A 12,926-nucleotide genomic window follows, 5' to 3' on the forward strand; every position below is an offset into this window, starting at 1 on the left:
GGACGACCGGCGGCCGGGCCGCGTGAACCTCACCGAGCTGGGCTACGTCGCCGGGTGGCGGGTGGTCCGCGCGCTACCCCGGCCGCTGGTGGCGGCGGCGTTCCAGGCGGGCGCCGACCGCGCCCACCGCCGCCCCGGCGGGAGTACGGCCCGACTGCGCGCGAACCTGCGCCGGGTGGTCGGGCCGGAGCTGCCCGAGGCCGAGCTGGACGATCTCGTCAAGCGCGGGCTCCGCTCGTACGCCAGGTACTGGATGGAGGCGTTCCGGCTGCCCGCGTTGAGCCGGGCGCAGATCATGGCCGGCTTCCGAATCGACGGCGCGGAGTTGCTCGCCGCCGACGTGGCCGCCGGCCGGGGCGCCGTGGTGGCGCTGCCGCACGCCGGTAACTGGGACGCTGCGGGCGCCTGGGTGGCGACCAACGGCTGGCCGATCACCACGGTGATGGAACGGCTCAAACCGGACGGCGTGTACAAGCGTTTCATGGCCTTCCGGGCGGGTCTGGGGATGGAGATCCTGCCGACCCACGGCGGGCCGCGTCCGGCGTTCGACGTGCTGCTGGAACGCCTACGTGCCGGTGCGGTGGTGCCGTTGCTGGCCGACCGGGATCTCTCCGCCCGCGGCGTGGAGGTGGACTTCTTCGGCGGGAAGACCCGCATGCCGGGCGGGCCGGCGCTGCTCGCCCTGCAGACCGGTGCGCCGCTCTACGTGGCCTCGATGTGGTACGAATCGGATGCGGCGTGTGCGTCGCTCGCCGGCCCGCTGCCGGTGCCGGGGCCCGAGGCGGGGCCCCTTGACCAGCGGGTCCGGTCGCTGACCCAGCTGATCGCCGACGGTCTGGCGGCGGGCATCGCCCGGCATCCGGAAGACTGGCACATGTTGCAGCGGATGTGGCTGGACCAGCGGGGGTCGGGGGACGGCACGGCGCTGCCCTCGTCGGCCCCCGATCGGGCCTGAGGAGGTGGGGGGCACGGTGGGACGGTGTTCCGCGGTCGTGGGCGGGAGGCGCTGACGCATGCGGATCGGCATCGTGTGCCCGTACTCCTTCGATGTCCCCGGTGGGGTGCAGAACCATGTGATGGACCTGGCCGAGGCGCTGATCGCGCTCGGCCACGAGGTCAGCGTGCTCGCACCGGCCGACGAGGACTCGCCGCTGCCGGAGTACGTGGTGTCCGCCGGTCGTGCCGTGCCGCTGCCGTACAACGGCTCGGTGGCCCGGATCGCGTTCGGGCCGGTCTCCACCGCCCGGGTCAGGCGTTGGATCATCAACGGCGACTTCGACGTGCTGCACGTGCACGAGCCGCTCACGCTGAGCCTGTCGCTGTTGGCCGTGCTCTCCGCGCGCGGCCCGGTGGTGGCCACGTTCCACACCGCGATGACCCGGTCCCGGGTCCTCGCCGCCGCGCAGGGTGTCCTCCAGATCGTGTTGGAGCGGATCACCGCCCGGATCGCGGTCAGTGCGCTGGCCCGCAAGGTGCAGGTCGAGCACATGGACGGCGGGGCGGTGGAGATCCCCAACGGGGTGGCGGTGGCCAAGTTCGCCGACGCCGAGCCGTTGTCGGGCTGGCCGGGGGAGTGTGCCCCGGGCACCGGCGGCACCCTGGGCTTCCTGGGCCGGTTCACCGAGACGCGCAAGGGCTTCCCGGTGCTGCGCGACGCGTTCGTGGCGTTGGCCGCCACCCGGCCCGGGCTGCGGTTGCTCGTCGCCGGCCCGGGGGACCCCGACGACCTGTACGACCAGTTCCCGGCCGAGCTGCACGAGCGGGTCACGTTCCTCGGCCTGGTCACCGAACCGGACAAGGCGCGGATGCTGCGCAGTGTGCACCTCTACGTGGCACCGAACACCGGCGGCGAGTCGTTCGGCATGATCCTCACCGAGGCGTTGGCCGCGGGCACCACGGTGATCGCCAGCGACCTGGACGCGTTCCGGCGGGTGCTCGACGGCGGGCGCGCCGGTCGGCTCTTTCCCACAGGTGACCCGGTGGGGCTGCGCGACGCGGTGACCGAGTTGCTGGACGACCCGGCCGGGCGGGCCACGCTGAGCGCGTGCGGCGATCAGGTGGTGGCGAATTTCGACTGGCCGGTGGTTGCTCGCCGCGTTCTGGAGGTGTACGCAGCGGCGATCGAGGCAACCGACGGGCGGGTCATCGACCAGGAGTGGGTGGGGCTGGGCTGAGCCGGTGTGACGCATGGTGCGGACGACGACCGGAGTGACCGGCGTGGCCGCGCCCAATCGGAGGCGGAACGGAGCAGCACTACGATGCCGCACATGTGGTGGGTGGTGGCCGCGATCGTGGTCGTGGGGCTGGTCGGGGCGTACCTCATCTGGACCGCCGGCCGGGTGCAGCGGTTGCAGGGCCGCGCGGAGCTGGCGGCCCGGGCCCTCGACGCCCACCTGCTGCGCCGCGCCGCGGCGGCGGCCGTGCTGGCGGAGCGGCGCTTCGGTGTCGAGCTGTACGCGGCGGCCCGCATCGCCCTGGACGCCAGCCCGGACGAGCGGGAGGCGGCGGAGAACGACCTGACCCGGCAGTTGCGGGTGGTCCAGTTGGATCCGGGCGATCCGGACTGTGCGGCGGTCATCGCCGCCAGTCGCCGGCTCGCGCTGTCCCGGCAGGTGCACACCGACCTGGTCCGGGATGCCCGTTCGGCGCGCAGCCGCCCGCTGGTGCGGGTGTTGCGGATGGGGCGGGGTCGGGAGTGGCCGCGTTACTTCGACATCGACGACCCGACCCTCACGGTGCCGGCGGACGTCCCCACGAGCTGACCCGGGCGGTCGCTGCGGTCGCTCGGGAGTCGGTGACCAGGGCCACAGTGCAGGCCACCGGGGGTCTGATTGGCTGTCGGTACGGCGTTGGTCCGCGCGTAGCATTTTCGCTGCCACCACCCAGAGCACGTCCAAGGAGCGATGACCCGTGCCCGAAAACACCGTCTCGAACCCCGGTACGGCCCCCGTCGTCGGCACCGCCCGCGTGAAGCGCGGCATGGCCGAGATGCTCAAGGGCGGCGTGATCATGGATGTGGTCAACGCCGAGCAGGCCAAGATCGCTGAGGACGCCGGCGCGGTCGCGGTGATGGCCCTGGAGCGGGTACCCGCCGACATCCGCGCGCAGGGCGGGGTGTCCCGGATGAGCGACCCCGACATGATCGACGGGATCATCCAGGCGGTCTCCATCCCGGTGATGGCCAAGGCCCGCATCGGTCACTTCGTGGAGGCGCGGATCCTCCAGTCGTTGGGCGTGGACTATGTCGACGAGTCCGAGGTGCTGACCCCGGCCGACTACGCGAACCACATCGACAAGTGGGCGTTCACGGTGCCCTTCGTGTGTGGCGCGACGAACCTGGGCGAGGCGCTGCGGCGGATCACCGAGGGCGCGGCCATGATCCGCTCCAAGGGCGAGGCCGGCACCGGTGACGTCTCCAACGCCACCACCCACATGCGGAGGATCCGCCAGGAGATCGCCCGGTTGTCCTCGCTGCCGGCCGACGAGCTGTACGTCGCGGCCAAGGAGCTGCAGGCCCCGTACGAGCTGGTCAAGGAGGTCGCCGAGAGCGGCAAGCTGCCGGTCGTGCTGTTCACCGCGGGCGGGATCGCCACCCCGGCCGACGCGGCGATGATGATGCAGCTCGGCGCGGAGGGCGTGTTCGTGGGCTCCGGCATCTTCAAGGCGGGCAACCCGGCGCAGCGGGCCGCCGCGATCGTCAAGGCCACCACCTTCCACGACGACCCGGACGTGCTGGCGAAGGTCTCCCGTGGTCTCGGCGAGGCCATGGTCGGCATCAACGTCGACGAGATCCCGCAGCCGCACCGCCTGGCCGAGCGGGGTTGGTAGGCATGGGCGCGCCCACCATCGGTGTGCTCGCGCTCCAGGGGGACGTCCGCGAGCACGTGGCGGCGTTGGCGGCGGCGGGCGCGGACGCCCGCCCGGTCCGCCGTCCGGCGGAGCTGGACGCGGTGGACGGCCTGGTCGTTCCCGGCGGCGAGTCCACCACCATCAGCAAACTCGCCGACATCTTCGAGATGCGCGAGCCGATCGACAAGCGGATCGCCGACGGCATGCCGGTCTACGGCTCCTGCGCCGGCATGATCATGCTGGCGACCGAGGTGCTCGACGGTCGATCCGACCAGCGGGGCTTCGCCGGCATCGACATGACCGTCCGGCGCAACGCGTTCGGCCGGCAGGTCGACTCGTTCGAGGCGCCGGTGACCATCACCGGGGTGCCGGGTGAGCCGTTCCACGCGGTCTTCATCCGCGCACCGTGGGTCGAGCGGGTCGGCGCCGGCGTCCAGGTGATCGGCTCGGTGGCCGGCGGGCCGGCGGCCGACCGGATCGTGGCGGTCCGGCAGGGCAACCTGCTGGCCACCTCGTTCCACCCGGAGCTGACCGGTGACCTGCGCGTGCACGCGTACTTCGTGGATCTGGTCCGCGCCGCCTGAGCGGTCCGGCCACGCTGCCGCCCGGGCATGTTCTCCGCCCCCGCGTGGTTGTCCTTCGGGTGGCCCGGGTGCCCCGGCGGCACCCCGAGCCGGTGCCGGATGTGACACGCCCGGGTGTGACCTCGGTAAGATTGCCGCGGTTCGGCAGGGCCGTCGCCCGGCGCGGCATTTCCCGCGGAGCCGACCGGCCGCCGACCCGCCGGATGTGGCGCGTAATTCGTGCGGCAGTCGATGCAGGCGTGGAATGACAGACGGAGGTAGAAGATGTCCGGCCACTCAAAGTGGGCGACGACCAAGCACAAGAAGGCCGTCATCGACGCCAAGCGCGGCAAGATGTTCGCCAAGCTGATCAAGAACGTCGAGGTGGCCGCGCGGATCGGCGGCGGTGACCCCACCGGCAACCCGACGCTCTACGACGCCATCCAGAAGGCGAAGAAGAGCTCGGTCCCGAACGACAACATCGACCGTGCCGTCAAGCGCGGCTCCGGCCTGGAGGCCGGCGGCGCCGACTGGCAGACGATCATGTATGAGGGGTACGGCCCGAACGGCGTGGCCATGCTCATCGAGTGCCTCACCGACAACCGCAACCGGGCGGCGACCGAGGTGCGCACCGCGCTGACCCGCAACGGCGGCTCGCTCGCCGACGCCGGCTCGGTGTCGTACATGTTCTCCCGCAAGGGCGTGGTGATCGTCCCCAAGGAGGGCACCAGCGAGGACGACGTGATGCTGGCCGTCCTCGACGCTGGCGCCGAGGAGGTCAACGACCTCGGTGAGGCGTACGAGGTGGTCTCCGAGCCGACCGACCTGATCGCAGTGCGGACCGCGCTCCAGGACGCCGGCATCGAGTACGAGTCGGCCGAGTCCTCCCTCGTCCCCAGCATGAACATCCCGCTGGACGAGGAGGGCGCGCGCAAGATCTTCAAGCTGATCGACGTTCTCGAAGACTGCGACGACGTGCAGAACGTCTACGCCAACTTCGACGTCAGCGACGACGTGATGGCAGCGGTCGACGCCTGAGCCTGTCGAGGCGAGCAAGGTACGGCTGAGTTCCGGGAGATGCAGCAGCGAGCCCCAGCCTCACACCGAGGCTGGGGCTCCCCTGCGTCTAGTGGGCTGTCCACGAACGTTTGCCGGGTTCAGACACGTCGGACGGCTTGTGCCGCCTGGCAACAGCCGGGTGCGGGATCAGTCGACGAGGACGGCCGAGGTGCTCATGACTGTTGACCTTGCCCCAAGGTGAAGGCCCACTGTCTGTGGCGAGCGAGGTGAGCGCTTGTCGCTGACCGAACACCAAGGAGAGGGGCTTGTATGGATGACGACGTTCTCCTGGCAGAACAGATGGCCTACTACCGGGCCGGTGCGGCCGAATACGACCGGCCCTATACAGAGCACGAAGACCTGCAGAGGCTGCTGGCTGTCGTCGATGAACTTCCGATCGCCGGGAATGTGCTCGAGTTGGCCTGCGGAACGGGTCAGTGGACCTCGCTGCTCGCCGCGCGGGCACATTCGGTGACAGCTGTCGATGCGGCAACCGAAGTGTTAGCCCTGGCTCGGGCGCGCACCGCATCCCCTACCGTGCAGTTCATTGAGGCCGACCTGTTTGAGTGGCAGCCACCACGACGCTACGACACCGTGTTCTTCGCCTTCTGGCTCTCCCATGTCCCGCCGACACGCTTGCCCGACTTCTGGAACACCGTCGCCACCGCGCTCGCGCCGGGCGGCAAAGCAGTCTTCATCGACGACGGCCCCGCCGTAGCCGCCAGCGAAGAAGTCCTCGCGAACCAGCCGACCCCGGCGGTGCTGCGCCGGCTCGATGACGGCAGCCAGTACCGCATCGTGAAGGTATTCCACGACGCTCAGACCCTCACGGACGTCCTCACAGCGCTGGGGTGGTCGGTCGGCATCCGACCCATGGGCGGGAACTTCATCGGAATTGCAGAACCGCCGACCAACCCAGCCGAAGAACCCGCAACTGACGCGGTGAAGCTCGGTGATGTGGGCTAGCCAACCGTGAGCGGTTTGCGGCCGAGCCGAGCACGGTCTACAGCGAATCGCTGACGGGCGCGTTATATCTAGACAAGCCCGCTGAGGTGGATGCGTACGCTGGAGCATGGTCAGAGCTGGTCGCGCTGGCGCTGACCGAAGAAGAGTCACGGAAGTTGATGCACGATCTCAGGGAGAGTCATGCGTGACCTGACTGACGCCATCTGGCGCAAGAGCACTCGTAGCGGGAACCAGGGCAACTGCGTCGAAGTTGCCGACAACCTGTCTGGCGTGGTCGGTGTACGGGACAGCAAGAACATCACGGGTCCGGCCCTGATGTTCGGCCCCGACCAGTGGCAGACCTTTATTGGCGGACTCCGGGCTGATGCCCTGAGCTGACCGCGCTCCGGAGAGGACGACCTACCAGGGTGCTCCGGCTAACGACTCCAGATACAAAGAAACCCCCTACCCGAGATGGGTGGGGGGTTTCGCCTGTTCGGTTCCGAGAATGCTCGTCCAGGACGACCCGCCACCCGGTCGGCTCTACCTGTGGCACGTTCCCACGCCTGTGCGGTCACGGTTATCGACAACCGGGTGTGGCAGACCGTGCCGCACGGTCTGCCACACCGCCTCGGTGAGCCCCGGTCAGACCGCGGTTCTTGTCCAGCGCTGGTTGTTGCCGCTTCCGCAGGTCCACTGCTGGATGTCCACGCCGTCTCCGGTCCCTGACTGGTACACGTCCAGACACTTGCCGCTGTGCCGGGCCACGAGCCGGAAGTTGCTCCCCTGGGACTGCCATTGCCACTGCTGGTTTTGGCCGTTGCCGCACGTCCACTGGACGATGTTCGCACCGTCCGCGGTGGAGGCGGAGGCGACGTCGAGGCACTTGCCGCTGTTCTGGTTGACAATGCGGAAGTAGCCGCTACCGGCGTCCTCGAAGCGCCATTTCTGGTTGCTGCCGCCCAGGTAGCTCCATTGCTTGATCTCGGCGCTGTTGGCCGTGGACTGCCCGGTCACGTCCATCGCTTTGCCGCTGTTGACGTTGTTGATCCGGTAATGGGTTCCCGAGGGCGGGGGCGTCGTCGGGTCGCCGCCGCCGATGGTGTCGCCATAGGCATACCGGATCCGGTCGGCGCCGGAGGTGTTGCGGATGGTCAGGTTGAGGTTGGTGCCGCTGCCGGTGAGGGCGAACATCGAGTACCAGTCGTGACCGGAGCCGGAGTTCTTGCCGCCGAGGGCGGGCCAGTAGGTGCCGCCCATCTGGTTGTCCCGCATGACCTGGGCCATGGCGCGGATGTGGCGCACGAAGTTGTCGGTGCTGTTCGCGTCGGCGTAGTTGAGGCCGTTGTCCATGGGCCCGCCGAACTCGGTCGCGACCGCCCGGGAGGCACAGTTGCCCAGACGCGTCTGCATGTGACTTCGCCAGGCGTCGTAGGTCATCGAGCCGTAGAAGAACGCGTAGTGGTGGAAGGACAGCAGGGTCGAGTTGAAGCGGCTGTCGTTGCAGACGTCGCGCAGGTCCTGGCTTGCGCCAGTGCCGCCGATGAGCACCCGGCTGGGCACGGCCGAGGAGTGGGTGCTGAGCCAGTTGGCGGCGATGTCGCGCCACTGTGCCGAGCTGTAACCGCCCGGCTCGTTCATTGGCTCGAAGTACACGTTGGTGTTCGAGCCGTAGGCGCTGGTCACGCTGGACCACATGGTGTTCCACGCGGCGAGGTTCGCGATCCTCGCGCCGGAGTTATGGTCCGTCCAGAAGGCGAGGATGACCTTGAATCCACGGGCGGTAGCGGCGTCAATGGCGCCCCGGTAGGCGTTCCACCAGGTGGTGTTGGCCACCGTCTGAGTGTTGATCGGCAGCCGGACGGTGTTGATCCCCATGGTGGCGGCCATGTCGTCGTAGAGGGCGTTGGCCTTGGCCTGCACTGTCGCGTAGCTGTCGGATTGGCTCAAGCCCTGCACGACGAGCGGGCTGGTGCTGAAGTTGTCACCCAGTTGAGCCCAGTTCATGCCTCGGAACTGGCTGGTGGCGGCAGCGGCTGGGCCGGCGGTAGCGGTGATGGCGATTGCCGCCGCGGCAGCCGTGGTCGCCATCACCGCACTGGTGGCCACGAGCCTGGCCATTCGCGACAGGGGGCGGCTGAACATGGCAGATCGCATATGCGTCGTCCTTTCTGTTGGGGGACGGGACGATGCAGGTCCTATTGGTGTCTGGTCGCTGTTGCGGCGGCACGCTACGGCATGAGCTGACTGATCCAGGATCGGTCAGAGCCGAGCGCGGGTGGTCCGCCTCTGTCGCTTGCTGCTGATGGCCAACGGACGCATCACGGCCGGACGGCCCCGACGGCATCCACGACGAGAGTGCCGCTGCGCACCATGATCTCCACGGTGTGCGTGCCGGCGCTGAGGTTGCGCAGGGCGTACGTCTGATAGAACTCGGGAGAGGCGAGCGTGCTCGCTGCGGAGTTGACCACCGCACCGTCCACCTTGACCTGCAGGACGGCCGAGCCGTTGTTCGGCCCGAGGATGTCCAGTCCGGTGCCGGCGAACGTGTAGGTCAGCGTCGAGCCGCTTCCCTGGCTGGTAGACAGGCTTCGCTGAACGTTGTACATGCCCTTACCGTTTTCGTGCGCCCAGGACCCGCCGTACACCAGCTTCCTGGCGGGCGGGTTGGCCAGGTCGGACATCTCCAGGTTGTCCAGTACCTCGGAGTAGTACGGCGGGCTTCCGTCGACCGTCTCCACCCGGAGGTTGTCAAACCGGGTGAAGTAGTAGCCGCTGCCCAGCGTGATCCGGCCGGACAGCTTGGGATTCGGGTCGGTGTAGCTGGCCAGTGTGACGCCGTCGAGGTAGGCGGTCACCGTGTTTCCGACGCCCCTCAGCGCGATGTTGTGCCACGCGTTGTGCGCGGTGTTGAACCCAGCGATCCGCACGCCGCCGGTGCCGCTGACCACGTTGCCGCTGGCGACCGCGCTGTTGTTGACCAGCAACTGCCAGCCCCCGTCGAAGGTGAACCTCACCGAGTACGGCGCACCGTTGTCACCGTGCTGCTCGCGGATGCCCAGCCGGGCGTGGTTGGCGCCGTTCTGGGTGCTGCTGTTCTCGAAGGAGACGTCGACACTGGCCTTGTAGTTGAGCCACCGGCTGTCACCGATCCTGGTGACCGCGTCCCCCCCGTTCCACGCACCGCCCAGGCCCTGGCTCGGGCCGTCCAGCTGCTGGCGTAGCACGTAGTTGGTCGATCCGTCCGGCTGGTAGGCCTCGAAGGCGCCGTTGCGGTCACTGGCGCAGCGCGGGATGACGCTCTTGGCGCCGCCACGCGAGGTGATGAAGTCCTCGGTGCCCGTGATGGTGCCGCCACTGCCGATCACCGGGACCGTTTTGCCGGAGTAGTCGAAGCCGTCGGCGTAGAGGATGTTGTCGCTGGTGCTCTGCACGTCGCCGGAGATGTCGGTGTCCAGCACGGTGCGCTGGCCCTCCACCGGCAGGGGTTCCAGGTACTCGGGCTTGGTGTGGTTGGCCAGCGTCGTCACGGTGACGACCGAGTTCGGCCTGACCGTCACGGTGTACACCCCGCCGGTATCGGCCGGGACGCTGCCGAGGTGCTTCAGGTAGTTGGCGTTGAACGCCTGGCCGGGGTCGGCCGCGCGGGTTTCCCACACCTGTAGGGCCGGAGCGCCGGAGTAGGCCATGTTCACCGGCTGGAGGCGGTACGACTGGGTGTACTCGCTGTCGTTCATGAAGACCGTGGAGAAGTTGCGCCGGTCGGGCGCGGCGAGCGTGAGATAGCTGGGCGTGCCGTTGCGTCCGACCACCGGGTTCGTTCCGGTCGCTCCGGTATAGCTGGATTCGGGGACGGCGCGCCAGATACCGGCCGTGTTGCTGGGGTTCTCCCAGCCGGTCTTGGCGAACCAGCTGAAGTGCCGCAGCACGTCGATGGCGGCGTCGTAGTGCAGCCAGCCCGACCAGGGATCACGGGCGCTGACGACCTCCTTGTAGGAGTACTGCCCACCCTCGTAGAAGGACCCGATGGCCGGTTGGTAAATGAAGTTGGTCCGGCGCGAGTTGACGAATCCCTTGATGATGGTGTTGCCCATCTCCAGCGCACTGTTGGTGCCGCCGAAGCCGGTTCCGACCACCGACGGGGACCGCATGTTGTTGTTGGGGCGGAAGGCGGAATTGCCGAACGTCGCCTGTGCTTCGCTGTTCCAGATCTCCTTGTCGTAGTCCGTCGCCAGGCGCTTGAAGTTGCCGGCGCTGTCGTCGTCGGGGCTGTAGTGGTAGCCGGCCGCCGCCACCACGTCGCGCAGGCCGGCGTCGCTGATCATGCTGCCGCCGAACGACCCGACACCGACCTCGTCGGAGATGACGACCTTGAGCTGGTTGTACCGGGATTGCTCTGTCGAGTTGGCGAAGTCGGCACTGTCGGTCCTGACCCGGTTGGCATAGGTCTTGGTCCAGTTCAGGTCCGCCCCGCGCTCGTTGAGACCCGGGTTGACGTAGTCGACCATGAACCCGTAGGTCCGGTACGCGCTCAGGATGGTCTTCTTGAACCAGGTGTAGACCTTGTCGTTGCTGTTCACCCAGCCGGGGGAGTTCCAGCGCAGCAGGGACACCTTGACGTTCGGGTTGACCTTCTTCGCGTCGGCCGCGAGTTGGAAGCCCTGCGCACGCTTGACGTTGGGGGTCTCGGACTCCCAACGCATGGTCGAGGGGTCCGGTCCGGTGGAGTTGTTGCGGTCGTTGCCCATCTCGATCTTCACGTTGGTGAAGACCGGACTCTCCCCACCGAAGAGGACCCGCAGCAGCTGCGCGTACGCGGTCGGGCTCTGGGCCTTGTAGTCCATCAGCAACTCGCTGGTGCTGTTGGCGCTGAGCGCACCGAAGCCCTTGAACGTCAGGCCGTTGACGTTGCCGGCGCGGATGTTGTTGCCGTCCACCGTGATCGTGCCCGATCCCGGAGTCGACACGTCAGTGACGATCCACTGCTGGTTGGTGCTGCCGCTGTTCGCGTACTGGACGAGGTTGGCGCCGTCGGACGTGCTGCCCCCGCCGTCCAGGTACAGCCCGTTGGCCCGGTTCCTGAACTTGACGTAGCCGCCGGAGTCCTCCCGGGTCCACTGCTGGTTGGTGCTGCCGCTCTCACTCCACTGGCCGCAGATGGATCCGCCAGTCGTGCGGCCCATCCCGTCCAGGTACAGGCCGGTGGCCCGATTCCTGATCCGGACGTAGTCGCCGACGGCATCGATCGTCCACTGCTGGTTGTCGCTGGACGACGAGGAATACTGGCCGACTGCGGCGCCGTTGGTGGTCCGGCCCATGCCGTCGATGAACTTGCCGGTGGTCCGGTTGCCCAGTTTGACGTAGGCGGCGGCTGCTTCCATGGTCAGGCCCACTGGCGTGGCTGCGACAGGCATGGCTACCACGTACGCCAGGGCAAGCGCGACGACCGACAACAAGCTCAGCGCGGTGGGCCTGACGCGGGCACGGCGCGGGCGGGCTGCTCCCGGAGTCTGCCGAGGCGGAGCGGATCGAGGGCTGGTCATGAGATCTCCAGTCAACCGGTCAGGGTGTGGCAGGCGACGCCTTGGACTCGCCGGCATGCGGTGTCCAGAGGTGGCACGTCATCGTCTGATCGCATCGATTCATATATATACCATCCGGATCAAGAGATGTCAGGAACCGGACCGAGACGTTCAAGAAAGTTCAGAACCGTTCGCAAAGCGCCAGCGGGAGCCGGCGACGGTGACGATGGTGTGCGTCGGGGTCTGTCCCGCGGTGAAGCTCGGTGATGTGGGCGAACCGCATCCTCTTCGCTGCTCAGGAGGGCTCTCCGGGGGGACGTGTAGGCTCGCGTCGAACGTGGAGGTGGGCACGTGGCGGCAGACCGGTTCGCACCGGGTGACGTGGTCGTTCGGCGCGAGATCCTGCGCGGCGAGGTGTGGTTCGGCTGCCCGACGATCTGCGTCGAGGACTCGGCCGACCTGCTCGCCCTCTACCTGCCGCCGGGGGCCGAGTTCGGCTTCCCGACCTCCGGGGCCTTCCCGTGCGGGCGGCACCCGTGGCAGACCGCCGGGCACCGCTCCTGGTCGGGGCACGGCAAGCTGATGCTGCACCGCCCCGGCGAGGCGCACTCGGTCGACGTGTTCTGGACCGGCCCCGGGCGCGACTTCGCCGGCTGGTACTTCAACCTCCAGGACCCGTTCCGGCGTACGCCGATCGGGGTGGACACTCTCGACCACGAGCTGGACCTGTGGTGGGGCGCGGACGCCGACACGTACGTCTGGAAGGACGTGGAGATCTTCGCCGAGCGCCTCGTCGAGGGGCGCTACCCGGGCATGGCGGATGCCATCCAAGCCGAGGGCGACCGGATCGCGGCGCTACTCGACGCGGGGGAGCACTGGTGGGACCCGGCGTGGGCGAAGTGGGAGCCCGACCCGGCCTGGCCGGTGCCTCCGCTGCCGGCCGACTGGGACCAGGTGCCGCTCGCCCGCTGACCTGAAACCAGGTGAC

General features: G+C 68.5%; 11 protein-coding genes and 1 pseudogene. 10 read left to right on the forward strand and 2 right to left on the reverse strand.

From position 1 onward, the window contains the following. Nucleotides 1–22: 22 nt before the first annotated feature. The 9 genes and pseudogenes from AB0B14_RS08495 (at nucleotide 23) to AB0B14_RS08535 (ending at nucleotide 6,815) form a co-directional block, all read left to right on the forward strand. Complete coding sequence (locus tag AB0B14_RS08495) at nucleotides 23–955, forward strand: phosphatidylinositol mannoside acyltransferase (RefSeq protein WP_357522003.1); 933 nt, start codon at nucleotides 23–25, stop codon at nucleotides 953–955. 58 nt (nucleotides 956–1,013) lie between these two features. Further along, nucleotides 1,014–2,174, forward strand: a complete 1,161-nt coding sequence (locus AB0B14_RS08500; protein WP_357069143.1) for a glycosyltransferase family 4 protein — start codon at nucleotides 1,014–1,016, stop codon at nucleotides 2,172–2,174. 84 nt (nucleotides 2,175–2,258) lie between these two features. Next, entirely contained in the window at nucleotides 2,259–2,762 is a 504-nt protein-coding gene (locus tag AB0B14_RS08505; RefSeq protein ID WP_357069145.1) for a hypothetical protein, read from the forward strand. Nucleotides 2,763–2,910: 148 nt separating this feature from the next. Beyond that, nucleotides 2,911–3,828: a pyridoxal 5'-phosphate synthase lyase subunit PdxS gene (gene pdxS / locus AB0B14_RS08510; RefSeq protein ID WP_357069147.1), complete on the forward strand. Its 918-nt coding sequence runs from the start codon at nucleotides 2,911–2,913 to the stop codon at nucleotides 3,826–3,828. Between the two features lie 2 nt (nucleotides 3,829–3,830). Beyond that, on the forward strand, nucleotides 3,831–4,433 hold the full coding sequence (gene pdxT / locus AB0B14_RS08515) for a pyridoxal 5'-phosphate synthase glutaminase subunit PdxT (RefSeq protein ID WP_357069149.1): 603 nt from the start codon (nucleotides 3,831–3,833) through the stop codon (nucleotides 4,431–4,433). Nucleotides 4,434–4,697: 264 nt separating this feature from the next. Next, nucleotides 4,698–5,450, forward strand: a complete 753-nt coding sequence (locus AB0B14_RS08520; protein WP_357069151.1) for a YebC/PmpR family DNA-binding transcriptional regulator — start codon at nucleotides 4,698–4,700, stop codon at nucleotides 5,448–5,450. Nucleotides 5,451–5,741: 291 nt separating this feature from the next. After that, the gene (locus AB0B14_RS08525) at nucleotides 5,742–6,437 is read left to right on the forward strand and encodes a class I SAM-dependent methyltransferase (protein WP_357069153.1); all 696 of its coding nucleotides are present in this window, start codon (nucleotides 5,742–5,744) and stop codon (nucleotides 6,435–6,437) included. A 23-nt stretch (nucleotides 6,438–6,460) separates the two neighbouring features. After that, nucleotides 6,461–6,625, forward strand: a pseudogene (locus AB0B14_RS08530) (Scr1 family TA system antitoxin-like transcriptional regulator); the annotation flags it as partial. Further along, nucleotides 6,618–6,815, forward strand: a complete 198-nt coding sequence (locus tag AB0B14_RS08535) for a DUF397 domain-containing protein (RefSeq protein WP_357069155.1) — start codon at nucleotides 6,618–6,620, stop codon at nucleotides 6,813–6,815. The pseudogene AB0B14_RS08530 and the gene AB0B14_RS08535, both read left to right, overlap by 8 nt. Before the next feature lie 246 nt (nucleotides 6,816–7,061). On the opposite strand, the gene AB0B14_RS08540 is transcribed toward AB0B14_RS08535, so the two are convergent. After that, complete coding sequence (locus AB0B14_RS08540; RefSeq protein WP_357069157.1) at nucleotides 7,062–8,537, reverse strand: RICIN domain-containing protein; 1,476 nt, start codon at nucleotides 8,535–8,537, stop codon at nucleotides 7,062–7,064. A gap of 200 nt (nucleotides 8,538–8,737) precedes the next feature. Next, entirely contained in the window at nucleotides 8,738–11,830 is a 3,093-nt protein-coding gene (locus tag AB0B14_RS08545; protein ID WP_357522005.1) for an RICIN domain-containing protein, read from the reverse strand. Between the two features lie 459 nt (nucleotides 11,831–12,289). On the opposite strand from AB0B14_RS08545, the gene AB0B14_RS08550 reads away from it, so the two are divergent. Then, on the forward strand, nucleotides 12,290–12,910 hold the full coding sequence (locus AB0B14_RS08550; RefSeq protein WP_357069161.1) for a DUF402 domain-containing protein: 621 nt from the start codon (nucleotides 12,290–12,292) through the stop codon (nucleotides 12,908–12,910). Nucleotides 12,911–12,926: the final 16 nt, after the last annotated feature.

Origin of the sequence: Micromonospora sp. NPDC049171 (assembly GCF_040648275.1) — a bacterium.
GTDB lineage: Bacteria > Actinomycetota > Actinomycetes > Mycobacteriales > Micromonosporaceae > Micromonospora.

What these genes read in the sequence shown, in the direction of transcription:
- AB0B14_RS08500 (WP_357069143.1), top strand. Translation starts at nt 1,014, where the DNA reads ATGCGGATCGGCATCGTGTGCCCGTACTCCTTCGATGTCCCCGGTGGG.
- AB0B14_RS08525 (WP_357069153.1), top strand. Translation starts at nt 5,742, where the DNA reads ATGGATGACGACGTTCTCCTGGCAGAACAGATGGCCTACTACCGGGCC.
- AB0B14_RS08520 (WP_357069151.1), top strand. Translation starts at nt 4,698, where the DNA reads ATGTCCGGCCACTCAAAGTGGGCGACGACCAAGCACAAGAAGGCCGTC.
- pdxT (WP_357069149.1), top strand. Translation starts at nt 3,831, where the DNA reads ATGGGCGCGCCCACCATCGGTGTGCTCGCGCTCCAGGGGGACGTCCGC.
- AB0B14_RS08545 (WP_357522005.1), bottom strand. Translation starts at nt 11,830, where the DNA reads ATGCCTGTCGCAGCCACGCCAGTGGGCCTGACCATGGAAGCAGCCGCC.
- AB0B14_RS08505 (WP_357069145.1), top strand. Translation starts at nt 2,259, where the DNA reads ATGCCGCACATGTGGTGGGTGGTGGCCGCGATCGTGGTCGTGGGGCTG.
- AB0B14_RS08540 (WP_357069157.1), bottom strand. Translation starts at nt 8,537, where the DNA reads ATGGCCAGGCTCGTGGCCACCAGTGCGGTGATGGCGACCACGGCTGCC.
- AB0B14_RS08535 (WP_357069155.1), top strand. Translation starts at nt 6,618, where the DNA reads ATGCGTGACCTGACTGACGCCATCTGGCGCAAGAGCACTCGTAGCGGG.